The organism is Proteus faecis, assembly GCF_003144395.1.
Lineage (GTDB): Bacteria > Pseudomonadota > Gammaproteobacteria > Enterobacterales > Enterobacteriaceae > Proteus > Proteus faecis.
The window spans coordinates 86,403-112,014 of sequence record NZ_PENZ01000051.1; the positions used below are offsets into that span (position 1 = coordinate 86,403).

The 25,612-nt window shown below is 39.2% G+C and carries 27 protein-coding genes; 13 read left to right on the forward strand and 14 right to left on the reverse strand.

Annotated elements, in window-relative coordinates:
• Positions 1-57: 57 nt before the first annotated feature.
• From waaA to coaD, 3 genes are read left to right on the forward strand one after another with little or no spacing between them, the layout of a single operon-like run.
• Positions 58-1,335: a lipid IV(A) 3-deoxy-D-manno-octulosonic acid transferase gene (gene waaA, locus DK858_RS17520; RefSeq protein ID WP_075673244.1), complete on the forward strand. Its 1,278-nt coding sequence runs from the start codon at positions 58-60 to the stop codon at positions 1,333-1,335.
• Entirely contained in the window at positions 1,335-2,114 is a 780-nt protein-coding gene (locus tag DK858_RS17525) for a glycosyltransferase family 2 protein (protein WP_109398501.1), read from the forward strand. Before waaA ends, DK858_RS17525 begins: the two co-directional genes overlap by 1 nt.
• A complete protein-coding gene (gene coaD, locus DK858_RS17530) occupies positions 2,104-2,589 on the forward strand; it encodes a pantetheine-phosphate adenylyltransferase (RefSeq protein ID WP_109398502.1) in 486 nt (161 codons plus the stop codon). Before DK858_RS17525 ends, coaD begins: the two co-directional genes overlap by 11 nt.
• Here coaD and mutM read toward each other — a convergent pair.
• Positions 2,586-3,410, reverse strand: coding sequence for a bifunctional DNA-formamidopyrimidine glycosylase/DNA-(apurinic or apyrimidinic site) lyase (mutM, locus tag DK858_RS17535; protein ID WP_109398503.1), 825 nt, complete (start codon positions 3,408-3,410; stop codon positions 2,586-2,588). The two genes, coaD and mutM, sit on opposite strands and share 4 nt — an antisense overlap.
• A 99-nt stretch (positions 3,411-3,509) precedes the next feature.
• On the opposite strand from mutM, the gene rfaL reads away from it, so the two are divergent.
• Positions 3,510-4,769, forward strand: a complete 1,260-nt coding sequence (rfaL, locus tag DK858_RS17540) for an O-antigen ligase RfaL (protein ID WP_109398504.1) — start codon at positions 3,510-3,512, stop codon at positions 4,767-4,769.
• Between the two features lies 1 nt (position 4,770).
• Here rfaL and DK858_RS17545 read toward each other — a convergent pair whose 3' ends face one another.
• The 7 genes from DK858_RS17545 to radC all read right to left on the reverse strand — a co-directional run bounded on the left by DK858_RS17545 (position 4,771) and on the right by radC (position 10,798).
• Complete coding sequence (locus tag DK858_RS17545; RefSeq protein ID WP_109398574.1) at positions 4,771-5,940, reverse strand: glycosyltransferase family 4 protein; 1,170 nt, start codon at positions 5,938-5,940, stop codon at positions 4,771-4,773.
• Positions 5,940-7,043, reverse strand: a complete 1,104-nt coding sequence (locus DK858_RS17550; protein ID WP_109398505.1) for a glycosyltransferase family 4 protein — start codon at positions 7,041-7,043, stop codon at positions 5,940-5,942. The genes DK858_RS17545 and DK858_RS17550 overlap by 1 nt, the downstream gene beginning before the upstream one ends.
• Before the next feature lie 3 nt (positions 7,044-7,046).
• Positions 7,047-8,048 (reverse strand): glycosyltransferase family 9 protein, encoded by a 1,002-nt coding sequence (locus tag DK858_RS17555; RefSeq protein ID WP_109398506.1) that lies wholly within the window; start codon positions 8,046-8,048, stop codon positions 7,047-7,049.
• A gap of 138 nt (positions 8,049-8,186) precedes the next feature.
• Complete coding sequence (locus DK858_RS17560; protein ID WP_109398507.1) at positions 8,187-9,314, reverse strand: glycosyltransferase family 4 protein; 1,128 nt, start codon at positions 9,312-9,314, stop codon at positions 8,187-8,189.
• A gap of 149 nt (positions 9,315-9,463) precedes the next feature.
• A complete protein-coding gene (rpmG, locus tag DK858_RS17565) occupies positions 9,464-9,631 on the reverse strand; it encodes a 50S ribosomal protein L33 (protein ID WP_006534250.1) in 168 nt (55 codons plus the stop codon).
• 11 nt (positions 9,632-9,642) lie between these two features.
• Positions 9,643-9,879, reverse strand: coding sequence for a 50S ribosomal protein L28 (rpmB, locus tag DK858_RS17570; RefSeq protein ID WP_036914542.1), 237 nt, complete (start codon positions 9,877-9,879; stop codon positions 9,643-9,645).
• A gap of 247 nt (positions 9,880-10,126) precedes the next feature.
• Positions 10,127-10,798: a RadC family protein gene (gene radC, locus DK858_RS17580; RefSeq protein ID WP_109398508.1), complete on the reverse strand. Its 672-nt coding sequence runs from the start codon at positions 10,796-10,798 to the stop codon at positions 10,127-10,129.
• Between the two features lie 302 nt (positions 10,799-11,100).
• On the opposite strand from radC, the gene coaBC reads away from it, so the two are divergent.
• The 3 genes from coaBC to slmA all read left to right on the forward strand — a co-directional run bounded on the left by coaBC (position 11,101) and on the right by slmA (position 13,469).
• Positions 11,101-12,312 carry a bifunctional phosphopantothenoylcysteine decarboxylase/phosphopantothenate--cysteine ligase CoaBC gene (gene coaBC / locus DK858_RS17585; protein WP_109398509.1) on the forward strand — a complete coding sequence of 404 codons (1,212 nt, stop codon included), beginning with the start codon at positions 11,101-11,103 and terminating at the stop codon, positions 12,310-12,312.
• Positions 12,296-12,754 carry a dUTP diphosphatase gene (gene dut, locus DK858_RS17590; RefSeq protein WP_109398510.1) on the forward strand — a complete coding sequence of 153 codons (459 nt, stop codon included), beginning with the start codon at positions 12,296-12,298 and terminating at the stop codon, positions 12,752-12,754. Before coaBC ends, dut begins: the two co-directional genes overlap by 17 nt.
• A 112-nt stretch (positions 12,755-12,866) precedes the next feature.
• Positions 12,867-13,469, forward strand: coding sequence for a nucleoid occlusion factor SlmA (gene slmA, locus DK858_RS17595; protein ID WP_023583381.1), 603 nt, complete (start codon positions 12,867-12,869; stop codon positions 13,467-13,469).
• A gap of 308 nt (positions 13,470-13,777) precedes the next feature.
• On the opposite strand, the gene pyrE is transcribed toward slmA, so the two are convergent.
• Positions 13,778-14,422, reverse strand: coding sequence for an orotate phosphoribosyltransferase (pyrE, locus tag DK858_RS17600; protein ID WP_109398511.1), 645 nt, complete (start codon positions 14,420-14,422; stop codon positions 13,778-13,780).
• Between the two features lie 80 nt (positions 14,423-14,502).
• The gene (gene rph / locus DK858_RS17605; RefSeq protein ID WP_072064701.1) at positions 14,503-15,219 is read right to left on the reverse strand and encodes a ribonuclease PH; all 717 of its coding nucleotides are present in this window, start codon (positions 15,217-15,219) and stop codon (positions 14,503-14,505) included.
• Between the two features lie 126 nt (positions 15,220-15,345).
• On the opposite strand from rph, the gene DK858_RS17610 reads away from it, so the two are divergent.
• From DK858_RS17610 to DK858_RS17620, 3 genes are all read left to right on the forward strand, one after another.
• Positions 15,346-16,209, forward strand: a complete 864-nt coding sequence (locus DK858_RS17610) for a YicC/YloC family endoribonuclease (protein ID WP_109398512.1) — start codon at positions 15,346-15,348, stop codon at positions 16,207-16,209.
• Between the two features lie 156 nt (positions 16,210-16,365).
• A complete protein-coding gene (locus tag DK858_RS17615; protein WP_109398513.1) occupies positions 16,366-16,599 on the forward strand; it encodes a type II toxin-antitoxin system Phd/YefM family antitoxin in 234 nt (77 codons plus the stop codon).
• Positions 16,596-16,976 carry a type II toxin-antitoxin system death-on-curing family toxin gene (locus tag DK858_RS17620; protein WP_109398514.1) on the forward strand — a complete coding sequence of 127 codons (381 nt, stop codon included), beginning with the start codon at positions 16,596-16,598 and terminating at the stop codon, positions 16,974-16,976. Before DK858_RS17615 ends, DK858_RS17620 begins: the two co-directional genes overlap by 4 nt.
• Before the next feature lie 10 nt (positions 16,977-16,986).
• On the opposite strand, the gene murQ is transcribed toward DK858_RS17620, so the two are convergent.
• Entirely contained in the window at positions 16,987-17,886 is a 900-nt protein-coding gene (murQ, locus tag DK858_RS17625) for an N-acetylmuramic acid 6-phosphate etherase (RefSeq protein ID WP_109398515.1), read from the reverse strand.
• A gap of 108 nt (positions 17,887-17,994) precedes the next feature.
• Between murQ and DK858_RS17630 the strand changes: the two genes are divergently transcribed.
• Entirely contained in the window at positions 17,995-18,732 is a 738-nt protein-coding gene (locus DK858_RS17630) for a tetratricopeptide repeat protein (protein WP_109398516.1), read from the forward strand.
• A 94-nt stretch (positions 18,733-18,826) separates the two neighbouring features.
• On the opposite strand, the gene DK858_RS17635 is transcribed toward DK858_RS17630, so the two are convergent.
• Entirely contained in the window at positions 18,827-19,285 is a 459-nt protein-coding gene (locus DK858_RS17635) for a GNAT family N-acetyltransferase (protein WP_109398517.1), read from the reverse strand.
• Between the two features lie 121 nt (positions 19,286-19,406).
• On the opposite strand from DK858_RS17635, the gene pdxR reads away from it, so the two are divergent.
• Positions 19,407-20,894 carry a MocR-like pyridoxine biosynthesis transcription factor PdxR gene (gene pdxR / locus DK858_RS17640; RefSeq protein WP_109398518.1) on the forward strand — a complete coding sequence of 496 codons (1,488 nt, stop codon included), beginning with the start codon at positions 19,407-19,409 and terminating at the stop codon, positions 20,892-20,894.
• A 55-nt stretch (positions 20,895-20,949) separates the two neighbouring features.
• Here the strand turns inward: pdxR and DK858_RS17645 are convergent, their stop codons facing one another.
• On the reverse strand, positions 20,950-21,519 hold the full coding sequence (locus tag DK858_RS17645) for a class I SAM-dependent methyltransferase (protein ID WP_109398519.1): 570 nt from the start codon (positions 21,517-21,519) through the stop codon (positions 20,950-20,952).
• A gap of 472 nt (positions 21,520-21,991) precedes the next feature.
• Between DK858_RS17645 and asd the strand changes: the two genes are divergently transcribed.
• Entirely contained in the window at positions 21,992-23,098 is a 1,107-nt protein-coding gene (asd, locus tag DK858_RS17650) for an aspartate-semialdehyde dehydrogenase (RefSeq protein WP_109398520.1), read from the forward strand.
• Positions 23,099-23,177: 79 nt separating this feature from the next.
• Here asd and gyrB read toward each other — a convergent pair whose 3' ends face one another.
• Complete coding sequence (gene gyrB, locus DK858_RS17655; RefSeq protein WP_109398521.1) at positions 23,178-25,592, reverse strand: DNA topoisomerase (ATP-hydrolyzing) subunit B; 2,415 nt, start codon at positions 25,590-25,592, stop codon at positions 23,178-23,180.
• Between the last annotated feature and the right edge of the window lie 20 nt (positions 25,593-25,612).

Below are 25,612 nucleotides of genomic sequence, written 5' to 3' on the forward strand. Positions count from 1 at the left end.
TTTATCCCACACAGTGTGATACTATAAGCGTTCGTCCAGATAAGTGAATTTGATAGCATGTTGTTGCGTTTATATCAGGTACTTCTTTACCTTATTCAACCTCTGATTTGGTTGCGTCTTTTATTACGTAGCCGTAAAGCACCCGCCTACCGTAAACGGTGGGGAGAACGCTATGGCTTTTGCAAAGGCAAAGTCGTACCTCAAGGGATATTATTGCATTCCGTTTCTGTCGGTGAAACACTTGCCGCAGTGCCACTTGTTCGTGCCCTTCGTCATCACTATCCTGATTTGCCTATTACTGTCACAACCATGACACCAACTGGCTCAGAACGGGTTCGCTCTGCATTTGGTGATGATGTTTACCATGTCTATCTTCCTTATGATTTACCCGGTTCAGTTAATCGTTTTCTTAAAACAGTTGACCCGAAATTGGTGATCATTATGGAAACCGAACTATGGCCTAACCTAATTTCAAAACTTCACCAACGAAAAATCCCATTGATTATCGCCAATGCCCGTTTATCAGAACGCTCTGCGGCCGGTTATCAGAAATTAGGCAGTTTCGTTAAAACAATGCTCCAAAAGATCACCTTAATTGCCGCGCAAAATCAGGAAGATGGTGAGCGTTTTATCGAACTTGGTTTAAAACGTTCACATTTACATGTCACGGGTAGCCTAAAATTTGATATCTCTGTTACCCCAGAATTAGCCGCCAGAGCTGTTGCTTTACGTCGTCAATGGGCTGCTCACCGCCCCGTTTGGATTGCAACAAGCACTCATGAAGGCGAAGAAACCATTATTTTAGAAACACATAAAAAGCTATTAACACAATTTCCTCAACTTTTGTTGATCTTAGTGCCTCGACACCCAGAACGTTTTCCTAAAGCAGAACAGTTAACTCGCGAAGCTGGGTTAAAATATACCTTACGAAGCACAGATGCTGTGCCTGATGCACAAACTCAGGTGGTTATTGGCGATACAATGGGCGAGCTAATGTTACTCTATGGTATTGCTGATCTGGCTTTTGTGGGGGGAAGTTTAGTTGAGCGTGGTGGTCATAATCCTTTAGAAGCCGCAGCGCACGCTATCCCTGTGATTATGGGACCACATACTTTTAATTTTAAAAATATCTGTGCCAAGCTTGATCAAGCTGAAGGATTAATTACCGTTACAGACAGTGAATCAATGGCAACCGCGATTGCCTCACTGCTTAATGATGAAGATTATCGCCGTTACTATGGTCGCCATGCCGTTGAAGTGCTTCATGAAAATCAAGGAGCGTTACTGCGTTTACTTACCTTACTTTCACCTTATCTTCCTCCTCGGAGTCACTAATGAGCCAAAGTAAGCGCCTTTCTGTGGTGATGATCAGTAAAAATGTTGCTGATGTTATTGGTGAATGTTTGGACTCCGTACAATGGGCTGATGAAATCATTGTATTAGATTCAGGTAGCCAAGATAACACCTGCCATATTGCCAAAGAAAAAGGCGCTAAAGTCTTTATCAACAGTGAATGGCCGGGATTTGGTAAACAGCGCCAACTGGCACAACAGTATGCCACTGGCGATTATATTTTTATGATCGATAGTGACGAGCGCGTCACACCTGAACTCAAAACCAGTATCCTCGCAGTATTACATCAACCTGAAGAAAATGTGGTCTATAACTGTGCTCGCCGTAACTTATTTATGGGGCGCTTTATGAAACACAGTGGTTGGTATCCCGATAAAGTGACCCGTTTATATGCTCGTGAACATTATCAATATAATAATAATTTAGTTCATGAGTCATTAGAAACCCAAGGTGCAATGGTCAAAACGCTACAAGGTGATCTCTTACATCTTACCTGCCGTGATTTAATAGAATTTCAGCAAAAACAGCTAAAATATGCCTCCGACTGGGCAAAAGAGCGCCATCAACAAGGTAAAAAAGCCAGTTTTGGCTCAATCTTAACTCATACGTTAGGCGCCTTTTTTAAGACTTGGTTATTAAGAGCGGGGTTTCTAGACGGAAAACAGGGGTTGATATTGGCATTTGTTAACGCACAATATACTTTTAATAAATACGCCTCTTTATGGGAACTTAGCCAGAAGACTATCAATCATGAAAAATAAAGCTATCTACCCCGGAACCTTTGATCCTATCACTTATGGTCATATCGATATATTAACTCGTGCAGCGGGTATGTTTGATACCATTTTATTAGCAATTGCTGATAGTGCTCGTAAAAATCCTATGTTCACCTTAGAAGAGCGGGTAAATTTAGCTAGAGAGGTAACAAGTCACTTACCTAATGTTGAAGTGATGGGGTTTAGTGAACTAATGGCTAACTTTGCTAAACAACAGCAAGCGACTATTTTAATTCGCGGTGTCCGCAGTGTTTCTGACTTTGAATATGAATGGCAACTCGCCAATATGAATCGTCATTTCGCACCCGATCTTGATAGCGTATTTTTATTACCTTCCCAAAATCTTTCATTTGTCTCTTCATCTTTAATTAAAGATGTAGCGCGCCATGACGGTGATGTCTCTACGTTTTTACCTGACGTTGTCACCACCGCCATGCTAAAAAAACTCGGTAAGATTTAACGCTGGTTCTCACCATGTTGGCAATGTCGGCAGAAAAATGTGCTACGTTGCCCTTGCTTTATACTTTCTATCAGTTGCCCACAAATCAAGCAAGGTTTATCTTTACGTCCATAAACAAATAGCTCTTGCGCAAAATAACCCGGTTTACCATCTGATTGCAGAAAATCTTTTAGCGTTGTGCCACCTTGCTCAATGGAGCGGGTTAAGACTCGTTTAATCGCCGTTACCAGCACCGAGCACTCTTCTGATGTCAAACTATTGGCTTTTCTATCTGGCATAATCCCCGATGAGAATAGGGCTTCATTAGCATAAATATTCCCCACACCAACCACTAATTTATTATCCATCAACCACGGCTTTATGGCTGTTTTTTTATTTTTCGATTGTTGATAGAGATATTCAGCATTAAATTCATCCGAAAGCGGCTCTGGCCCTAAATGGGCTAATACTGTGCTTGTGGCTAAATCTTCGCACCATAGCCAAGCACCAAAGCGTCGAGGATCGGTATAACGCAGTACCTTGCCATCACGAAAAACCAAATCGATATGATCATGTTTTTCTTCAGGTTGTTCCTCTAATAAAATACGTACACTTCCTGACATCCCTAAATGGATAATGATCCATCCTGTATTAAGCTCGACTAGTAAATATTTAGCGCGTCGCTTTACACTTAAGATAGGCTCATCCAATAAGGTTTTTATTTTTTCTGAGACAGGCCAGCGTAATTTACTATTGCGCACAATGGCGTAGTGCAACACATTACCCACAAGATGAGGCTCAATACCTCGACGACTGGTTTCGACTTCTGGCAATTCTGGCACAGGTGACTCCATGATTATCAGATAAGAGATACAGCGATAGCATCATTTTTATTGTATGATCAGCATCCCCAAAAGTATAAAGGACGATAGCAGATTATTATGATGTTGTTTAAAGACTATAGTAAAAAATCCCTATGGAATTTATCCATTATTGGGCTTTACATTATATTGATCTACTTACCGGATATCACCCGTTATAAAAATATTGTGATGGGATTGATTGGTGCAACAGCACTGTGGTATCTGGTACGTGATTTTAAAACTATCTGTAAAATTTTTAAAAATAATCTGGCCTTCTCGCTACTTTTTTTATTACTGACTATTGGTTATTCCATACTAATCTCAGTTGATCCAAGTATCAGCATCAAAGAGATTAATAAACCCATTTTAAATGGCTTACTGCTTTTTGCTGTTACCTTTCCGATTGTATTATATAAAGAAAAACCAACTGATATTGCCAAGATGGTAATGGTAGCTTTTGCCATTGGATTGTTGGTAATTATGGCTAAGGAACTGGTGCAGTATTATTTGGAATATCAGAAAGGTATTTGGCCTTTTACAATAAAAAGTCAGTTAATTCATAGGGAAATATCCTACGCTCTTCTTTTTTTCTTTCCTATTATATTGGCATTATGGGCTCTAAAAAAACGTAACTCGATTATTAATTGGTTACTGTTAGCTATTATTAGCTTATCATTTGTTTTTATTATGTTAGGAACCTTAGCACGTGGTGCATGGGTGGCATTAGTAATTAGTACGCTACTTATCTTGGTCATTAATCGTCAATGGCTACTGATGATAATAAGTGCGTTAGCCTGTACTCTGTTATTTATTGGGTCAACAAATTTACCGATAACTCCCGCTATTGGTAAATTACTTCAATATAAATTAACCCAAACCAATAGTGGACTACGATTTGATAATGGTACCCAAGGCTCAGCGTTAGATCTTATTTTTGAACAACCGATAAAAGGCTATGGCTATGGTAATCAGCTTTACCATAATGTTTATAATGAGCGCGTTAAAGATCACAAAAGTTGGATATTCAAAAAATCCATTGGTCCCCATAACGTCTTTTTAGCTTTTTGGTTTGCTGGCGGTATTTTAGGGCTATTGGGTATTCTCTATTTTTGTTCCTCAATTATTGCGCAAGGTATTCAACTAATAAGAAAAAACTCAGGGATTATTCGCCAAGCGGCTTTAGTACTACTGATGTCATTTTTAGGGGTATATGTACTGCGAGGACTATTTGAAAATGCCTATATTAATCAGGTGGGTATTTTGGTGGGACTAATGTTGGCATTGCGCCACGCTTTACTCAATAATCAATCCGTCACACCATCAGGTAAACAACAATAGGTTACTTAATTAACGTCTTTATTGTTTTTAGAATAATCTCTGCCCGTTTATCCCAGTTGTAATAATTTTCAACCAGAGAACGGGCATGAGAGGTTTTTTCTTTAGCTCGTTGAGGGTTTTCTCTTAACTGTATTATCTGTTTTGCAAAACTCTGCGCATCGCCACTATCTGCAAAACTTACCGCTTTTTCATCTACAACATCACGGATTGAAGGAAAATCTGAAATTACCACAGGTTTTTCCATCGCCATATATTCAAATAACTTAAGTGGTGAAGTATAGCGACTTCCAATACTGGTTAACGTAAGCGGCAGTACACAGATATCGTGTTGAGCAATCGCTCTAAAGCGTTTTTTCGGATCAACAAACCCCAAAAAGTTGACCTTATCTTTTACGTCCATTTCTTGAGCTAATAAGGTTAATCCGCTAATCTGCTCCGGCGTTCCCCCTGCGATATTTAACCGTGCATTATCAAGATATTTCATTGCTCGCATCATGGTAGGAATACCTTTCCATTTATGCAAACTTCCTAAATAGAGCACTTCAGTAGTCGTTGTATTTAATTTAGAGGAAACAGCCTGATGCTCCGCCACTGCATGTAAATCCACACCATCAGGAACGACAGTTATTGGTGTAACAACTTGATACTGTGAAACAATATCATCTCTTAATAATGAAGTAAGAACGAAAATCCCCGTCGCTTGGCTATAAACTAATTTCTCCATTTTTAATAGTTTATGGTATTTTGCACGATTCTTTTTTTTCTCAAATGAATGAGACTCAGCAAAAGATTGAGCAAAAATTTCATGGCTTTCAAAAAAGAGGGGGATTTCTGGATAATTTTCACAAAGATAACACGCTAACTTTAAGTTACGGGTAAACAACGCATCCACATCATTTTGCTTTATCCAACGAGCAATTTGTAATGAGAAAAGTTTTTGTGAATTAAATGGAAAATACCATTTACGTCGAATATCTCTTAAAGCAACTAAACTCGCATTAGTGTGAATTGAACGACCTAATATATCGCTATCTTGATATTGTCCTTTTGGTGTGACTAAAGTGACTTCTGCACCCGCTCGAGCAAATGCATCCACATTTTGCAAGATTTGCAAGGAAGCAACACGTAAGTCAGGAACCGGGTAAGGATCAAGATAGGCAATCTTCATTATTATAACGCCAATGCCTGTAATAAACGTTGCGCAGAATGTTGCCAAGTATAACGCGTCTCTATACGCAAACGTGCATTCTCACCCATGGCTTTTCCTCTATCGGGTAATTGGCGAAGATGATTAATCGCCATTACAATTTCATCTGCACTACCTGGGGCGACTAATAACCCAGCAGTGCCTTCATTACCGACAACTTCAGGGATCCCCCCGATATGGCTCGCAATCACTGGTTTAGCACACGCCATTGCTTCTGCAATCGTAATACCAAAGGCTTCATCTCCAGTACTTGGGAAAATGCCTGCATCACTGGCCGCATAAAATTCAGGTAGTTGATTATGCTCAACAGGTTGATGAAAAATGACTTGTTCAGCAATACCTTTCGCCACCGCTTTACTTTTCAATCTATCTAAATCATCACCGGTGCCGATAATCAAGAGCTTAACATCTTCACCTTTTAGCTTTTCAATGGCGTCAATCGCCACACTTAAGCCTTTCCAACCCACTAATCGCCCTGCAAATGAGAGTAAAAATGTAGACTGACTGATCCCTAATTGCTCACGTAATGAGGTACTCATTGGCTTAAATTTTACAATATCCACACCATTATAAATCACACTCGGGAATTGCTTAAAATGGTGTTGGATTTGCCAAGCATTAAAATGGCTACATGCAACCCATGCTGAGATTTTCTTACCTAACCGACGATCACCTTTAAAGAAGCTGGTGCCTCCACTCATATAGCAAAAACGCGTTGAGGATGATTTAGGCATCATAAAAGGCCAAAAAAAATCAAACGGTTTGGTTAAAATCACCCAATCAAAATGTTGGTTGATAACATCTTTTTTAGCATGCCGTGCAAAAGTGTAACGCTCAACAATACGGCGAAAACGTCCACCAAGATCAATAACTTTATCTCGCGGTGTATAAGGGTAAGTGTGTACTTGTATTTGGCGTCCTGCCAGATTGTGCCTAATATCGCCATTGCCACCATAAAGATGAACTTCATGCCCAGCATCATGCAATTGCTTAGCGAGCTCCCAAACAGCTGTTTGGATCCCGCCATAAGACATGGTGATTGTGACATCAATTATACCGATCTTCATGGATTACTTTTTCACCTTCATTCCATTCATGATTTTATGCACAGCATTCCACACTTCTTCGACTGATATTTCAGCCATATTGTCTTCACGGTGAGCATTTTCCAACGATGTTGGATGTTGGATAACCTGACAACAAGAATGTTGTAATGGTGCTAAATAACATCCTGGGTGATAGCTATGATATAGCGCCACCATTGGGATATCTAAAGCCCCTGCTAAATGTGTGGGTCCTGTATCTACCCCTACATAGAGCGATAAATTTGCCATAATTGCCGCATTTTGTCGCATTGAAACTTGACCCGCTAAGGCTAAACAATGCGCTTCACCGATTTTTTTAGCTAAATCAATGGATAATTGTTCGCTTTCCTTACTACCTAATAGCAAAAAGTACGTACTCTCGTCATGGGTAATAATCTGTTTTGCTAATTGCAGAAAATTTTCCGCAGGCCAATCTCGATAGGCTTTAGCCGGAAAACTTTGCAGTTGAAAACCAACAATATTCTTATTAATTAAGGCATTATCTTTTAAAAACTGTTGTGCAAAAGCCGTTTCTTCCTCATTGATAAAGTAACGTAATTGCCAATAACTCGGATAAATCCCTAATGCATTAATTAATAAGGCACGCTCTTTTTGTGCAACCATCGGCGACGTGGGACGCGCAACCCAAGTCGTATTACCTTGTTGCTGAGAAATATCAGCAAAAGCAACGGTATGATGAGATTGACGACGAGCATAGTTCACCAATTCACTATCATTACCGTAAACCAAAGCCAAGTCATAAGGCTTATGGGGTAACCACCCAGACCAAACCGCTCTTTTTTTAGAAAAAGGCCTAATACAATCAATATCAGGATTATGCTCAAGAATGCATGCACTACGTTTATGTGCAAACACATGAATATGAGCATTGGGCCAGCGCTGTTTTAAAGCATGAAGAACGGGTGTGATAAGTAATGTATCACCAAAACGCGCTACCGCTATAACCAATATATTTTTTGGATCCATATGCTTTTTATTTGGTTTAAATGATACATTTACTTTTCAGACTATACACTAAAAAGTATTACAAATATTCATCAATTAGATGAATACACCAAGTTAATAATAGAGATAATCGTTTCACGACTTTATTATCAACATTAATCATACTGATTTATTTTTATCGTTGATTGCCTGAATAAAGATCCTTTCCATCTTATCTAACATGTTATCTAAACCAAATCGTGAAACGGCATGTTCAAGCGATGCATTTCCCATCTGTTCACGCAATTTATCTGAGCTCATTAATTTAGCTAAATGACTGGTCAATAATTCTTGTACTTGCGGTACTAATGTAAAACCGGTTTTACCATCAATAACGGCTTCACTAATCGCGCCCACTGTCGTCGATACGACAGGTAAACCACATGCCATCGCCTGCATAATACCTTGCGGTACACCCTCATTACCAAAAGAGGGTAACGCAAAGAGATCCATTGCATTTAAACAATCAGGCACATCATTACGATTACCAAGGAAGAAGATACTTTGTTCTAGTCCCGCCTCTTTCACCATCGGTTCTAAATTCTTACGTTGAGGCCCATCACCAACAAAAATTAATTGCCAATCCGGAAACTGCTGATGCAATGATTTCCATGCTTCTACTAAATATTTATGTCCTTTCCACACACGCATGGTTGCAACAATACCTAATGTCGGTTTATTCGGTATTCCAATTTTCTCTCTAGCTTGTTGTTTATCTTGTGGAAAAAAACGTTGCAAATCGATTCCTGTAGGTACCGATGTCATTTTTTCTAATGGAAATTTATTATGCTGATGGAGCGTCTGGCGTAATTTCTCACCTGTTGTCACAACATGGGCACAGGATGAAAGATAAAGCCATCGTGTTGGTAATGAGCGTGAAACATCCGTAGAAACATGACGAGTTCGAACCACCACGGGTGAATGGCGTAATGTGGCACAAGAAGCAGCAACTAGCCATGCATCAGTTGAACTATGAGTATTGATAACATCAAATTGGTGATGATGTAATTTCAGCCATTGGCGAAGTGCTTTTAATGATGAAATACGTTTTTTTTCAATGGGTAATGTGAAAACTTCAATACCATAATCAGGTGCTGCTTTAGCAATTTTAGATGTGGGGCAACACACCAATACCACTCGGTGTCCTCTGCGGATCATACCTTGAGATTCCGTCAGTATACGAATTTCCTGACCACCCCATCCACAAGATGATTCTGTATGTAATATTGATAGTGCTGACTTACTCATCCGCAATCCATTCACCTGATGATTCAAAAAGAGCCATAGTATAACTAAAGAGCACGCTAAGATCACAATAGCTTTACTTTGTTATACTTAGCAGGCTCCAGATAACAAAAAACCCGACACTAAGGTCGGGTTTTTTAAGAAAACTAAAATTATTTAATTTTAGCTTCTTTATAAAGCACATGTTGACGAACAACTGGATCGAATTTTTTCATTTCCAGTTTTTCTGGCATAGTGCGTTTGTTCTTCGTAGTGGTATAGAAGTGACCTGTACCAGCAGAAGAAACGAGTTTAATTTTCTCGCGAATACCTTTAGCCATTTTTCAGCTCCTTAGAACTTCTCACCACGGGCACGTAAATCTGCTAATACAGATTCGATGCCTTTCTTATCAATCACACGCATACCTTTAGCAGATACACGCAGAGTTACGAAACGTTTCTCAGACTCAACCCAGAAACGGTGAGAGTGCAGGTTTGGCAGAAAACGGCGTTTAGTCGCGTTTAATGCGTGAGAGCGGTTGTTTCCACTCACAGGACGCTTGCCGGTAACTTGGCAGACTCGGGACATGTCTATTCTCCAAAAATCTAATCAGCTCGAGCTTTAATATCAGGTTTGACCGCCTCGTCAGGCTTTGGAGCCCATCTCAGCAACTTTTAACGATTGAAAAACTGTGTAAACACCTCAGAAAAAACTTGCTGAGATAGGCTCTTCTCGCCAAACCCAAGATCCTCAAAGGTGGCGTAGTATACGCCCAATGGCCTCAACGCTCAAGACCCGTACAAATAAAGATTGACAATAATTACAAAAATATTTGCTATAACCAACCCCGTTCTGCAAAAGAAACACAATCATCATGCCCTATCACAAGGTGATCGAGTACATTTACGCCCACTAATTGGCAAGCAAGAAAAATTTTTTCTGTTATTTCTTTATCTGCGAGACTCGGTTCGCAAACACCAGAAGGGTGATTATGAGCAAGAATAATAGATGTTGCATTCTTTTTTATTGATTGACGGACAATTTCTCTAGGATGGACCTCTACTCGGTTAATTGTTCCTTTGAACATCTCTTCAAATGCAATCAATTGATTTTGATTATCAAGAAAAAGAACCACAAAGACTTCTCTATCTCGCCAATGCAATAATTTTTGTAAGTAATACTTTGTATCTTTTGAAGAAGATAAGACATTTTTATACATAAATTGTGTTGTGGAAAAACGCTGTGCCATTTCATTGATAGCTTGCAATTGGGTAAACTTTCCCACACCGACACCTTTAAAGCGCCCTAATGTTTCATAATCAGCATTAATAACGTGATAAAGAGAACCACACTCTTTAAGTAGAAAAGCTGCCAATTCTAATACAGATTTTTCATAAGTGCCGGTGCGTAAAAAGAGCGCCAATAACTCAATATCAGTGAGTGATTCCACGCCATAAAGTAACAATTTTTCTCTAGGTAACAGTTCACTAACCGATTGATTTTCCATCCGTGGACTCCTTAATACATAAAAGCAGTGGAATTAATGATCTATTTTATTTATTCACATAAATATTAAAATTTAGGTGAAGTATCACTCATCATTAAATGCTAATCGCAAAACAACTGTTGTTTTATACAGTTAACTTACTATAAACTGCTAATCTTGTATAAAAAAGACACATATTAAATTTATGCGAGATAAATCGCATAAATTTGATCTATAAAACATGAAGTTACATAGAATTCCGAATTCACGATTACCTTGTGGTAAAATTATGGGCAATTATTTATGTACTTAGGCATTTCATCATGACTACACTTCACGACAAAAAGATCCTTCTTGGTATCAGTGGTGGTATTGCGGCCTATAAAGCACCTGAACTTGTACGCCGTTTACGTGATAAAGGCGCGATTGTACGAGTTGTAATGACACCCGCCGCTCATGCGTTTGTGACGCCGTTGTCACTACAAGCCGTTTCTGGTTTTCCTGTTGCTGATGATTTACTTGATCCAGCAGCAGAAGCTGCTATGGGGCATATTGAATTAGGCAAATGGGCTGATTTAATTCTACTTGCACCCGCTACCGCCGATCTTATTGCACGTTTACGAGTGGGGATGGCAAATGATTTACTTACCACACTCTGTTTAGCGAGTAGCGCACCTATCGCTATTGCGCCAGCAATGAATCAGCAAATGTACAGAGCCACCATTACACAAGAAAATTTATCAGCTTTAGAGCAGCGAGGCTGTTTAATTTGGGGGCCTGACTCTGGTAGCCAAGCTTGTGGTGATGTAGGACCAGGGCGAATGTTAGATCCTCTCGCACTCGTCTCATTAGCTGAAAAACAACTTGCTTTACAACCACAAGATTTTGCAGGTAAAAAAATCACAATAACCGCAGGGCCGACTCGTGAAGCCTTAGATCCCGTGCGTTTTATCAGTAATCATAGCTCAGGAAAAATGGGATTTGCTATTGCACACGCAGCCGCATTACGAGGGGCGGATGTCACGCTTATTGCCGGGCCTGTCACATTACCGACACCCGCTTGTGTTAAACGTATTGACGTTGAAAGCGCACAAGAAATGTATGAACAAGTGATGTTAATTGCACCTTCACAAGATATTTTTATTGGTTGCGCTGCAGTTGCAGATTACCGCGCTAAACTTATCGCGGTTGAAAAAATAAAAAAACAAGGTGATGAAGTCACCATCACTATGGTAAAAAACCCCGACATTGTCGCGAGTGTCGGAAAAATGGTTGAACACCGTCCTTTTGTTGTTGGATTTGCAGCCGAAACCCAGAATGTGGAAGAATATGCCCGCAAAAAACGAGAACAAAAGCAGCTCGATTTAATCTGTGCCAATGATGTTTCAGCAGAAAATCAAGGCTTTAACAGTGACAACAATGCATTACACCTTATTTGGGCTAATGGAGAAACGCGCTTACCACACAGTAGTAAAGCACAACTTAGCCATCGCCTACTTGACGAGATAGCCAAACATTATGATGAAAAAAATTGATGTTAAAATCCTTGATGCACGTATTGGTCAAGAATATCCACTTCCTGCTTATGCCACAACAGGCTCTGCTGGTTTAGATTTACGCGCTTGCCTTGATGCACCATTGGTTCTTAAACCAGGGCAAACCGAATTATTACCTACAGGTCTTGCTGTACATATTGCCGATGAAGGATTGGCAGCAATGGTGCTTCCTCGTTCAGGATTAGGTCATAAACATGGTGTTGTATTGGGTAATTTAGTGGGACTGATAGATTCTGACTACCAAGGTCAACTGATGGTATCAGTTTGGAATCGCGGTCAAACAGCATTCACTATCGAACCGGGTGAACGTATCGCTCAAATGATTATCGTACCTGTAGTTCAAGCTGAATTTAATATTGTTGAAGATTTTACCGCAACGGAACGTGGTAGCGGTGGCTTTGGTCACTCCGGCCGCCAATAATAAAGACGTCTTGCATTAATTATATCAATGACGATATCACTCCCTTTGCACTAAAAACCTTAGTGCAAAGGTTTACTGATTTGTTTTGCTTTTAGCAGGGGCCTTATCAGTCATGGCAGAAGAAAAAGAAACCAAAAAGAAAAGAAATAGACGGGATGAAATCTTACAGTCACTTGCCCAAATGTTGGAATCAAGTGATGGTAGTCAGCGCATCACAACGGCAAAACTTGCCGCCACTGTTGGTGTATCCGAAGCTGCTCTCTATCGACATTTTCCAAGTAAAACCAAAATGTTTGATAGCCTAATTGAATTTATCGAAGATAGCTTAGTCTCCCGTATTAATTTGATTTTAAAAGACGAAAAAGACGCTGTTGCAAGAATTCGCTTAATTCTTATCTTGATCCTCGGCTTTGCTGAGAAAAACCCAGGGCTATCTCGTATTTTGACTGGCCATGCATTGATGTTTGAACAAGACAGATTGCAAGGGCGAATAAACCAACTTTATGAGCGCATTGAGGTTCAACTACGACAAGTCATTAAAGAGCGTAAAATTCGTGAAGGTAGTGCTTTCTTGCATGATGAAGCGTTACTTGCGTCGCAACTACTCGCTTTTTGTGAAGGTATGCTAGCGCGCTTTGTTCGCACAGAATTTCGCTATCAGCCCACTCAAGAATTTGAAGCCCGATGGCCATTAATCTTGGCACAGCTACAATGAAATGATGGACTCGTGATTTAACTCAACAATTTGAAATTTACAGATATGCCGTTTTTTTCTTATTTGTGTTAACATGCGTCTTCTAGCTCATAGTTACCTAAATGTATTTATCAGGAATGGCACTCGTGCAGTTCCTACATTGTGGCATTAGCAACTCGCTTTGCCCCTGCAGTAAAAGTCCTTTTTATATTTCAATATCTGTGATATTTGTCACAGAAGATTCATTGTACTACTCACCCCGCCCATAATTGGGCGAGGGCTTTTTTTTATCTATAATCGACCAACTCATTTATCGCGTATTAACTTTATTAATTCACGCCATAGCGCTCACGATAAGCTTTAACTGCAGGTAAATACTCAGACAAAGTCTCGCTCTCACTTAGATAGTTAATTAAATCATCCAAAGTAATAATCGAATACACTTGGCATTGATAGTCTCGTTTTAACTCTTGTATTGCAGAGAGTTCTTCTCGCCCTTTCTCTTGTCTATCCAAACTTAATAATACGGCAGAAAGCGTTGCATCATGCTGTTTGATGATTTCCATTGATTCACGAATTGCAGTACCTGCTGTAATAACATCATCGACAATCACAACATTACCTTTCAATGGGCTTCCTACTAATGTTCCTCCTTCACCATGATCTTTAGCCTCTTTACGGTTAAAGCAGTAAGGGATATCGATATCATGATGCTCAACCAATGCGACTGCCGTTGTAGTTGCAATAGGGATCCCTTTATAAGCGGGTCCAAACAACACATCACAAGACACATTATTATCTAATAATGTTTGCGCATAGAACTGCCCCAGTAAAGCCAAATCACGCCCTGTATTAAATAAACCGGCATTAAAAAAATAAGGACTCACCCTTCCCGATTTCAGTGTGAACTCACCAAATTTCAGGACATTTTTTGCTAATGCTAGTTCGATAAAGCGGCGTTGGTAGGCTTTCATTTATTTCTCCTCTCTACGTTACTTGATGACAAATTTTAGACATAAAAAAGGCGACTTCTCAGTCGCCTTAAAAATAAAATTTATTGCTTCAGCGCCTCTTTTTGCGCTTCAAATATTTTCTCTAATCCCCCTTTTGCAAGGGCGAGTAAAGCAAGTAATTCTTCATGGCTAAATGGTGCACCTTCTGCCGTACCTTGAACTTCAATCATACGGCCATCATCGATCATCACCACATTCATATCTGTTTCTGCAGCTGAATCTTCAACATATTCAAGATCACATAATGGTTCACCATCAACAATCCCCACTGACACAGCAGCGACCATTGATTTAAGAGGACTCTTTTTCAGTTTGCCTTCTTCAACCATTTTATTTAAAGCATCAACTAATGCGACGCAAGCACCAGAGATAGAAGCAGTACGTGTACCACCATCGGCTTGAATAACATCACAATCGACGGTGATGGTAAATTCACCTAACGCTTTTAAATCAACCGCGGCACGTAATGAACGAGCGATTAAACGCTGGATCTCCATAGTACGCCCCGTTTGTTTACCACGAGCCGCTTCACGAGCATTACGACTATTTGTTGCACGAGGAAGCATGCCATATTCTGCGGTCACCCATCCTTGCCCTTGTCCTTTCAGAAAACGTGGTACACCGTCTTCTACAGTGGCATTACACAAGACTTTAGTATCACCAAATTCAACTAATACAGAACCTTCAGCATGTTTTGTATAGTGGCGAGTAATGGTAATAGGACGTACTTGGTTTGCTTGTCTGTCTGCTGGACGCATGGTGTTATCTCCGCTTTCTCTGACATATTGGGGGCGCATTATACGACCTAAAATGGCTTATGCCTATCCTTGTATTGATGCATAGGGTTATAATCGTATCATCTTTTACATTATTGAGACCCTATTATGATCCGTAGCATGACCGCTTTTGCTCGCCGAGACATTAAAAAAGACTGGGGTAGCGCTGCATGGGAACTGCGTTCCGTAAACCAACGTTACCTTGAAACTTATATTCGTTTGCCTGAACAATTACGTAGTTTAGAGCCTGTAATTCGTGAACGTCTACGTAATCGCTTAACGCGTGGTAAAATTGAATGTAACTTACGTTTTGATCTTAATGCTCGCTTTCAAGGCGAACTAAATCTTGATGAAAATCTAGCAAAAAAATTGATTGTTTCCGCTAACTGGGTAAAAAGCCACAGCCATGAAGGCACTATTAGCCCATTTGATATTTTACGTTGGCCGGGTGTTATTTCAGCACAAGAGCAAGATTTAGATGCTATTGGTACAGAGCTTTTAGCGGAATTAGATTTGGCAATTGATGCTTTTATTGCTAGCCGTGAAACCGAAGGTCAAGCACTTAAAGCGCTAATTGAACAGCGTTTAGACGCAGTTAACGAAGAAGTCATTAAAGTAAGAGCACAAATGCCAGAAATTTTACAATGGCAACGTGAACGCTTAACAAGCAAATTAGAAGAAGCGCAAGTTCAAATTGATAATAATCGTTTAGAACAAGAGTTAGTGATGTTAGCGCAACGCTTAGACGTTGCTGAAGAGCTGGATAGATTAGAAGCTCACGTTAAAGAAACACGCAAAATTCTCGTTAAAAAAGAGGCGGTAGGTCGTCGTCTTGATTTTATGATGCAAGAATTTAACCGTGAATCTAATACATTAGCGTCAAAATCAATTAATACTGAAGTCACCAATTCAGCCATTGAATTGAAAGTTTTAATTGAACAAATGCGTGAGCAGATCCAAAATATTGAGTAAGATTTCTTAGCTGTTTACAGCCCATCATTAAGCCAGTAGATACCTTGTATTTGCTGGCTTTTTTGTTATACCAATTTTCTAATTTTAGTTAGTTTCATTTTTATAAATTGAAAATTGTACACTTGAAATGTACAACTCAAATGCACATTAAATAATGTGAGAAAACATTATGCATACTATACCTCGGCTCAAGCTCGGGCTAATATTTCTGAAGTTTTAGGCACCGCTATTTATGGTGAGCCAGTAAAAATACCCCGCACAGATGGTACATCAGCTGTAGTTATTAGTAAGGTTGAATTTGAAGCATACCAAAACGCAAAACTGGATGCTGAATTCGATATAATAATGCAACGTCATGGGCATACAATAAAGGCATTAACAAACCGATGAATTGGGTAAGTGCAAAAGAAGTCATTGCTTTTCATGATAAGATCTTAAAACAACTTCCTAGTGTTGCAGGAATGCCAGATCCAGAAAGAGCCGAGGCACTTATTTACCAAGTACAAAATCGTACTCATTATGAAGGAATAACAGATAGTTATGAGCTAGCTGTAACCTATTGGATCGCCATTTCTCGAGGCCGTATTTTTAATGACGGTAATAAACGAACTGCATTTTTTGTCACTATGGTTTTTCTTTATTGCAATGGTATAAAAATAATAGATGTTGATGATGTATTGGAAAATTTAACTGTTGATACAGCCACAGGAGCTAAAAATAGCCAACAGTTAGCACAACACCTAAGAAAATTAAGTGATAAAAACTAAAACTATTTCATCATTCACCCAACGCCTTTCTAATAAACCCTTTATTTTGATTAAGCATCTGCGTGGCTTGACGTGCATCTACCCCTGCTAAAATCATCAAAATTGCCGTTTTACAGTGACGCTGACATTGTGATAACGCTTGTTCAGCAATGGCTCTTTCACACTCTGTGGCTTGCATCACAATACGAACTTGGCGCTCAACAAGCTTAGCGTTGGTAGCTTCAACATCCACCATTAAATTACCAAACACTTTGCCGATTTTGATCATCGCACCTGTCGTGATCATATTAAGAATAAGTTTTTGTGCCGTGCCTGCTTTCAGACGTGATGAACCAGTAATAACTTCAGCACCAACAATCGGTGTAATAGCGATATCCGCAATTTGTGCAATAGGGCTTTCAGGATTACAGCTAATGGCACCCGTTGTAGCCCCTAATGATTTAGCATAATTTAAAGCACCAATCACATAAGGCGTTCGACCGCTTGCCGCAATACCCACCAGCACATCTTTCTGATTAAATTTAAGCTGACGTAGATCTTGTTCACCCAGTTCTTGGTTATCTTCAGCATTTTCGACAGCCTGTAAAATGGCTTTATGTCCACCCGCAATTAAACCAATTACCATTTCATGAGGTGTACCATAAGTTGGAGGGCATTCACTAGCATCTAAAATCCCTAATCGTCCCGAGGTGCCTGCTCCGCAATAAATAAGACGACCACCTTGAGAAAACGCAATTGCAACTTTATCAATTAATTGAGCAATTTCAGGTAACACATCTTCGACTGCTAATGGCACTTTTTTATCTTCATTATTAATGACTTTTAGCATGTCTAATGTTGAAAGTGTGTCTATATTTTCACTGTTATGATTTCTACTTTCAGTGACAAGATTGCTAAGGTCAATCGCCATTATCTCGCTCCCAATATTATTATTTATTTGATTAACTCGAAGAAATAAACTGCTTTTATACCATTATTATTGGTAAGATTTTCAAAATCATTACAAACGGTACTCTAAATGACATTTATGAAATATATTTCAACCTTTATCAGCCTACTGACACTTTTTTTCTCCTTCTCTTTGCATGCAAATTTTGAAGAACAAGACAAAAGAAAATTTGAAGATACTCGCAAAGAAGCCCTCAATCACAATGCACAAGCTCAATATCAATTGGCCGAAATGTATTTAATGGGAACAGGTGTAGAAAAAAACTTACTTAATGCACAATTGTGGGCAAATGAGTCCATAAAAAACGACTATGCAGACGCCTATGCATTACTTGCTGATCTCTATTTATTTAATGCTGATCCTTATTTTAAAAACCATTATGTTGAAGCGAGAAAGTTAGCAACAATCGCCGCAAATAAAGGAAGTATAAGAGGAAAAATAAGTCTAGCAACAACGCTGATAGCACCTTTATCTGGTGAAACAGATTACAAAAAAGCAATTGTATTATTAGAAGAAGCAGCTACAACTCATCAACCCGAACTTGTTTATGCTCCGATTTGGTTAGGTGTGCTTTATAGTGGTGTTGGTAATGTGCCTGTAGATACTGAAAAAGCAAATAAGTGGTTCGCAAAAGCGAATGAAATGACTTTTGAAGGTTTTGCTCAAGCAATGGCTTCTTTTATGTTCTCTGGTCAATATCATATTATCGAACCCAATAAACAAAAAGCTGACGAATTGATGAAACAGGCTTGTGAAGAGGCAAAAAAAGTTGGCAATGAGTTTTATTGCCAACAGGAATTTAATTAACCCAAATTAAATCGAATAAATAACCCTAACTCAGAAAAGAGAGGGCAAGTCTTGCCATCTCTTTTATATCCTATCTGTTCTACCTAACGCTCTTTTACAACGCCATACGGTATTCAATCACTCCCGGTTTTTCTGCCACCCAGTTATATAAGCGTTGCCCTCGTAAATTGGTTTCCTGCGTATGCCAATATAAACGAGCACAATTGCGCTGTTTTGCCTGTTGATTCACAAACTCAATAAGTTGCTTACCCACCTGGCGACCACGTGTCTCTGGTGAAACAAATAAGTCCTCTAAATAACAAAAATCACTTTCAGCCCATGTTGAGCGATGAAAAAGATAATGAACAAAACCCAATACCTTTTCACCTTCCATCGCGACAGCACAATAAACTGGCTCTTTTTCATCAAAAAAGCGAGCCCAGGTTTTTAATGTTATCTCTTCTGATAATTCAACTTTATAAAATGCTTGGTAATTTAACCAATGTGGCAACCATTGAGCATAATGCTCTTGTTCAACAAACTGAATTGAAACAGTTATGGGTGTTGTGCTCATCTCTTCACTTCCTTTCATAAATGCTATAAAAAAGTATCACCTGCCTTTAATCGTGGTCATAGTACGTTTAATTTTGGTTCTCAATAAGGTACACTTTTTGTGTTTTTATAGGATCCACTTTATGAAACAGAAAAAAACAGCTTATTTTCCTAACCTTGTTTTAGAAGAAGGTCCTATTGGTTCTCAGGTTTATCACGCGATTAGAGCGGCTATTTTAGATGGGCGCTTAACATCAGGTAGTCGTCTCCCATCAAGCCGTACCCTAGCTGAAATGATGTCAATATCCCGTAATTCTGTTATTGCAGGATTTGAACGTTTAATTGATGAAGGTTATTTATTTACTCGGCGCGGTGCAGGTACTTTTGTTGCAAGCACCATCCCTGATGCCATTATTTCAGATAAGTGGATCAAAACAGCCCGCTCTACTTCTTCACCACCACTTGAAAACCCATTAGAAACGCTAAATCCCAACATGCAAAAAGCACAAGCTTTTTGGCAACAAACACAACCGAATATCAATAGTAATCCGATATTTCATGTTGGTGTTGGATGTGTCGATCTGTTTCCACATGAGCTTTGGGGAAGATTATTAGGGCGAGTTTGGCGACAATCAAAAAGAGCACTCGCAACATTTAATTCGCCAACAGGCTATACACCATTAAAAGAGATGATATGCCAATACATGCAATCAACTCGTGGCCTTTATTGCCAACCTAAACAAATCATTATTGTAAATGGAACACAGCAAGCAATTAATCTCACTACTAGAGTATTATTAAAAGAAGGTGATGCTATTTGGTTAGATGATCCTGGTTATGATAGCGCACGAGGGATCTTCACATCTTATGGTATAAAATCACACCCAATAAATTCAGATATTGATGGAATGGATATTTCTCAAGGAATAAGGCAGTATCCTGAAGCAAAACTTGTTTTTACAACGCCTTCACATCAATTTCCTTTAGGTAATACACTCTCACTTTCACGCCGTATTGCATTATTAGAATGGGCATCATCCAACAATGTGTGGATCTTCGAAGATGATTACAATAGCGAATTTCGCTATCACTCTAAACCCATTCAATCTCTACAAGGTTTAGATAAATACCAGCGCGTTATTTATGCTGGCACATTCTCAAAAATGATGTATCCCGGATTTCGTTTAGGCTTTTTAGTGGTTCCTCTACCTTTAGTTGATGCATTTAAAGTCGCTAAATACTACACCGATTCACATTCTGGCTTTTTAGAGCAAGCAACATTAGCGCTGTTTATTTCTCAAGGACATTATGCACGACATGTTAGGCGAATACGAAAAGCCTGTTATGAACGCTATCAAATGTTAATTCACGCCATAAAAACACATTTATCTCATGTTTTCTGTGTTGAACCAACAGACTCTGGCATCCATATTGTCTGCTGGCTACAGGCTGGTTATACAGAAGAATATATTGTGAAGAAATCACGAGAAATTGGATTAGCCATACAGCCTTTATCACGTTACTGCATGCAAACTTACCCAAAACAAGGCGTATTATTAGGATATGCAGCTCATGATCCACTTGAAATTGAAAAGAGTATTATTTTGCTGGCAAAAACATTATCTCAATAAATAACATCTATTCTTAATTGTCATTTACAATATAAATGTCGAGCAAGCTTTGCATTTAACCTATTTTATTTTTGGGCGTACAATAATAAACCCAAGCGGGAGGAACATTCCGCATCACTAATTTTTTTTCTAAATGAAAATAACGAGATAACGTTTTTTCATATCGAGTTGTATATTGGAATAATACAAAACACCCCTGAGTTTTTAATAATTCTTTATGTACTCGTTTTAAAACTCTTAACCCTGTTTTTTTAGGAATAGATAAAAAAGGAAGCCCTGAAATAATCATATTATAATGACTATTTAGTTTCTCTGCCGATGCGGTATAAACCCTTAATCGATGATCATTAATTTTATCTAATTCTGTTGCAAAACTGGGTTCTATTTCAAATACATCTAATGATGAATTCACCGACATTCTTTTTAAAATTTGTTGAGTAATAACACCTGTACCAGCACCTAACTCAGCAACTTGAAGATCCTGTTGCCAATTGAGTTTATCTAACATTTCATAACATAACCAACGAGATGAAGGCGCGATAGTACCCATCGTGGTTGGTGAGATCACAAACCGCTTTAAATATGAGTAGTATGTAGATAATGGAATGAATGTGGATATATCCATCTTCGCCTCCTAGTGCCTTTTAATTAAGGTAAAATAAAAATTAGATTAAATGAAGAACATTCATCATTATTTTTATTTATGAAAATACATCATCTATTGAATGCTGACTTTCAGTATAAAGCTTGGAGTCACCTCAAAGTAAATACGTTTTTCTTATATATTACACTATTTTACATTTTTCTATTTTTACTCTATTTTCTTAAATAAGAATATATTTTTATTTATCCTAAAAAAGAAAATAAGATATAGCAGAATATTCTTACACTTTTATGGTGAATTCATTTTCTTTTTTAACAACTCATTGATATTTGTTCGTTCTGTAGCTTTCTTTTGTTAACTCTACGAAGACTATAAGAAACTCTTCTAATTCTTTGGTAAATAATCAATAAATTAACTTGCACCTATCTCTATATTTTGTCAGGTTAGTGTGAGGTCTCTCACTATTCCTACAGATAAAGACAGGGTAATTACAATGAAAAATGTTGGTTTTGTGGGCTGGCGTGGTATGGTCGGCTCCGTTTTAATGCAAAGAATGGTTGAAGAACACGATTTTGATGGGATAAACCCTGTTTTCTTCACCACATCTCAATTAGGTGAAGCAGCACCCGCTTATGGTAATCACCGTAGCACTCTGCAAGATGCTTATGACATTGATACCTTAGCATCACTCGATATTATTATTAGTTGCCAAGGTGGTGACTACACTAATGAAATCTATCCAAAACTGCGCCAAGCTGGTTGGCAAGGTTACTGGATTGATGCCGCATCAGCACTACGTATGAATGATGATGCAGTGATTATTCTCGATCCTGTTAATGGACAGCATATCCAAGATAGCTTAAATAAAGGCATTAAAGCCTTTGTTGGCGGTAACTGTACCGTGAGTTTAATGCTAATGTCATTAGGTGGCTTGTTTGCTAACAATTTAGTGGAATGGGCAAGCGTATCGACTTATCAAGCCGCTTCTGGTGCAGGAGCTCGCCATATGAGAGAGTTACTGTCACAGATGGGCTCATTACATAATCAAGTGGTTAAAGAGCTAGAAAACCCAGCATCTGCAATCTTAGATATTGAACGTAAAGTCACTCACTTTACACGTAGTGGCGCAATGCCGACTGAACAATTTGGTGTTCCTCTTGCTGGTAGCTTGATCCCTTGGATTGATAAACAATTAGAAAACGGCCAAAGCCGTGAAGAGTGGAAAGGACAAGCTGAGACTAACAAGATCCTAAATACAGGTTCAAATATCATTCCTGTCGATGGTCTTTGCGTTCGTATTGGTGCATTACGTTGCCATAGCCAAGCATTCACCTTAAAACTGAAGAAAGACTTACCCGTTGCAGAGATTGAACAGTTACTCGCAAGCCATAATGATTGGGTAAAAGTCATTCCTAATGATCGTGAATTAACTATGCGTGAATTAACACCCGCCGCAGTCACAGGTACATTGAGCACACCAGTAGGGCGTATTCGTAAACTGAATATGGGTCCTGAATTTATTTCAGCCTTTACGGTCGGTGACCAACTACTATGGGGTGCTGCAGAGCCTTTACGTCGTATGTTGAATATTCTGCGTTAATCTTAAAACATCCCCCATAAATAAAAAAGCCAGCTAATTCAATTAGCTGGCTTTTTTTACTTAGCGACATTACACATCATTAAATATCAATATTTGCCGCTTTCAACGCATTCTCTTCGATAAAGGCACGGCGAGGTTCAACCGAATCACCCATTAAGGTGGTAAATAACTCATCGGTTGCGATCGCATCTTTCACAGTGACTTGCATCATACGACGTGTATCTGGATTCATGGTGGTTTCCCATAATTGTTCTGGGTTCATTTCACCAAGACCTTTATAACGCTGTACAGCAAGACCACGACGTGATTCTTTTGTTAACCACTCAAGTGCTTCTTCAAAGCTTGAAATTGACTGACGACGCTCTCCACGCTCAATAAACGCACCCTCTTCAATTAGGTTACCGATAATGTCACCTAAATGCGTAATACGTTGATATTCGCTACTGTGGATAAAGTCATAATCCAATTTGTAGTCTGTATCTACACCATAAGTACGAATACGCAATACTGGTTCGAACAGACGATTTTCATCGTTTTGGACAATGGTGTAACTATAAGTACTGCCTTGCTCTTCTGCTTCGTTTAAGCGGTTAACCAAACCACTCATCCACTCTTCAACCTGAGCTTTATCAGATAACGCATCTTCTGTCAGCGTTGAGTGATATACCAAGCTGTTTAACATGCTAAGTGGATAGATACGCTCCATACGACGAATGATCTTGTGCGCTGCATGGTAATCAACAACCAGTTTTTCAAGTTGTTGACCGTGCATTGCTGGCGCATGTTCACTAATATAAAGTGCCGCACCATCAAGCGCGATAGACATCAGATATTCATCCATTGCATCATCATCTTTGATGTATTGCTCTTGTTTACCTTTCTTCACTTTGTAAAGTGGTGGCTGAGCAATAAAGATATGACCACGTTCGATAATTTCTGGCATTTGACGATAGAAGAATGTCAGTAACAGCGTACGAATGTGAGAACCATCGACATCCGCATCCGTCATGATGATAATGCTGTGGTAACGCAGTTTATCTGGGTTATATTCATCACGACCAATACCACAACCTAATGCAGTAATTAACGTTGCAACTTCTTGAGAAGCCAACATCTTATCAAAGCGCGCTTTTTCAACGTTGAGGATTTTACCTTTTAACGGAAGAATTGCCTGTGTTTTACGGTTACGCCCTTGTTTTGCAGAGCCACCCGCAGAGTCCCCTTCCACTAAATACAGTTCAGAGAAAGCGGGATCACGTTCAGAACAGTCCGCTAACTTACCTGGTAAGCCACCTAAATCTAATGCGCCTTTACGACGTGTCATCTCACGTGCTTTACGCGCTGCTTCACGAGCACGAGCAGCATCAATAATTTTGCCGACAACAATTTTCGCATCGTTTGGGTTTTCTAACAGATATTCCACCAGTTTCTCATTCATCAGCGTTTCTACCGCTGTTTTCACTTCTGAAGAAACCAGTTTATCTTTTGTTTGTGATGAGAATTTAGGATCTGGAACTTTAACAGAGATAACCGCAATCAATCCTTCACGGGCATCATCACCCGTCGCGCTGATTTTCGATTTCTTATTAAACCCTTCTTTATCCATATAGTTGTTTAACGTACGTGTCATTGCAGTACGGAAACCAACTAAGTGTGTACCACCATCACGCTGTGGAATATTGTTGGTAAAGCAATAAACATTCTCTTGGAAACCATCATTCCATAGCATTGCCACTTCAACACCAATACCATCTTTTTCAGTTGAGAAATAGAATACATTTTGGTGAATTGGCGTTTTATTACGGCTTAAGTATTCAACAAACGCCTTAATACCGCCTTCATAGTGGAAATGATCTTCACGGTTGTCACGTTTATCAATTAAACGGATAGAAACACCCGAGTTTAGAAATGACAACTCACGAAGACGTTTTGCTAAAATGTCATACTGGAATTCAGTTTCGCCTTTAAAGGTTTCAAGGCTTGGCCAGAAGCGTACAAATGTCCCTGATTTTTCAGTATCGCCAATCACTTTTAAGCGATCATCAGGCACACCATGACGATAAATTTGCTGATGGATATTTCCATCACGGTGGATTGTCAGTTCAAGTTTTTCAGACAACGCATTAACAACAGAAACCCCTACACCATGAAGTCCACCAGAGACTTTATAGGAGTTATCATCGAATTTACCCCCCGCATGCAGAACGGTCATAATAACCTCTGCCGCTGAGACACCCTCTTCTGGGTGAATGCCGGTTGGAATTCCACGACCATCATCTCGAACAGAGACGGAGTTATCTGAATGGATAGTGACAATTATCTCATCACAGAAACCCGCGAGGGCTTCGTCGATTGCGTTGTCGACCACCTCGAAGACCATGTGATGCAGACCGGTTCCATCATCTGTATCCCCGATATACATCCCCGGGCGCTTACGCACCGCATCCAGCCCTTTTAATACTTTGATACTTGAGGAGTCATATGTATTCGACATCAACGTTTCTCGCTTTATTC

Coding starts and splice junctions, on each gene's coding strand:
- pyrE (WP_109398511.1), bottom strand. CDS start 14,422: ATGAAAGCCTACCAACGCCGCTTTATCGAACTAGCATTAGCAAAAAAT.
- DK858_RS17635 (WP_109398517.1), bottom strand. CDS start 19,285: ATGAGCACAACACCCATAACTGTTTCAATTCAGTTTGTTGAACAAGAG.
- rpmG (WP_006534250.1), bottom strand. CDS start 9,631: ATGGCTAAAGGTATTCGCGAGAAAATTAAACTCGTTTCTTCTGCTGGT.
- murQ (WP_109398515.1), bottom strand. CDS start 17,886: ATGGCGATTGACCTTAGCAATCTTGTCACTGAAAGTAGAAATCATAAC.
- coaD (WP_109398502.1), top strand. CDS start 2,104: ATGAAAAATAAAGCTATCTACCCCGGAACCTTTGATCCTATCACTTAT.
- DK858_RS17645 (WP_109398519.1), bottom strand. CDS start 21,519: ATGGATATATCCACATTCATTCCATTATCTACATACTACTCATATTTA.
- DK858_RS17610 (WP_109398512.1), top strand. CDS start 15,346: ATGATCCGTAGCATGACCGCTTTTGCTCGCCGAGACATTAAAAAAGAC.
- DK858_RS17550 (WP_109398505.1), bottom strand. CDS start 7,043: ATGAAGATCGGTATAATTGATGTCACAATCACCATGTCTTATGGCGGG.
- slmA (WP_023583381.1), top strand. CDS start 12,867: ATGGCAGAAGAAAAAGAAACCAAAAAGAAAAGAAATAGACGGGATGAA.
- asd (WP_109398520.1), top strand. CDS start 21,992: ATGAAAAATGTTGGTTTTGTGGGCTGGCGTGGTATGGTCGGCTCCGTT.
- radC (WP_109398508.1), bottom strand. CDS start 10,798: ATGGAAAATCAATCGGTTAGTGAACTGTTACCTAGAGAAAAATTGTTA.
- DK858_RS17620 (WP_109398514.1), top strand. CDS start 16,596: ATGAATTGGGTAAGTGCAAAAGAAGTCATTGCTTTTCATGATAAGATC.
- gyrB (WP_109398521.1), bottom strand. CDS start 25,592: ATGTCGAATACATATGACTCCTCAAGTATCAAAGTATTAAAAGGGCTG.
- DK858_RS17560 (WP_109398507.1), bottom strand. CDS start 9,314: ATGAGTAAGTCAGCACTATCAATATTACATACAGAATCATCTTGTGGA.
- DK858_RS17630 (WP_109398516.1), top strand. CDS start 17,995: ATGACATTTATGAAATATATTTCAACCTTTATCAGCCTACTGACACTT.
- waaA (WP_075673244.1), top strand. CDS start 58: ATGTTGTTGCGTTTATATCAGGTACTTCTTTACCTTATTCAACCTCTG.
- dut (WP_109398510.1), top strand. CDS start 12,296: ATGATGAAAAAAATTGATGTTAAAATCCTTGATGCACGTATTGGTCAA.
- pdxR (WP_109398518.1), top strand. CDS start 19,407: ATGAAACAGAAAAAAACAGCTTATTTTCCTAACCTTGTTTTAGAAGAA.
- coaBC (WP_109398509.1), top strand. CDS start 11,101: ATGACTACACTTCACGACAAAAAGATCCTTCTTGGTATCAGTGGTGGT.
- DK858_RS17525 (WP_109398501.1), top strand. CDS start 1,335: ATGAGCCAAAGTAAGCGCCTTTCTGTGGTGATGATCAGTAAAAATGTT.
- DK858_RS17555 (WP_109398506.1), bottom strand. CDS start 8,048: ATGGATCCAAAAAATATATTGGTTATAGCGGTAGCGCGTTTTGGTGAT.
- rph (WP_072064701.1), bottom strand. CDS start 15,219: ATGCGTCCAGCAGACAGACAAGCAAACCAAGTACGTCCTATTACCATT.
- rpmB (WP_036914542.1), bottom strand. CDS start 9,879: ATGTCCCGAGTCTGCCAAGTTACCGGCAAGCGTCCTGTGAGTGGAAAC.
- rfaL (WP_109398504.1), top strand. CDS start 3,510: ATGATGTTGTTTAAAGACTATAGTAAAAAATCCCTATGGAATTTATCC.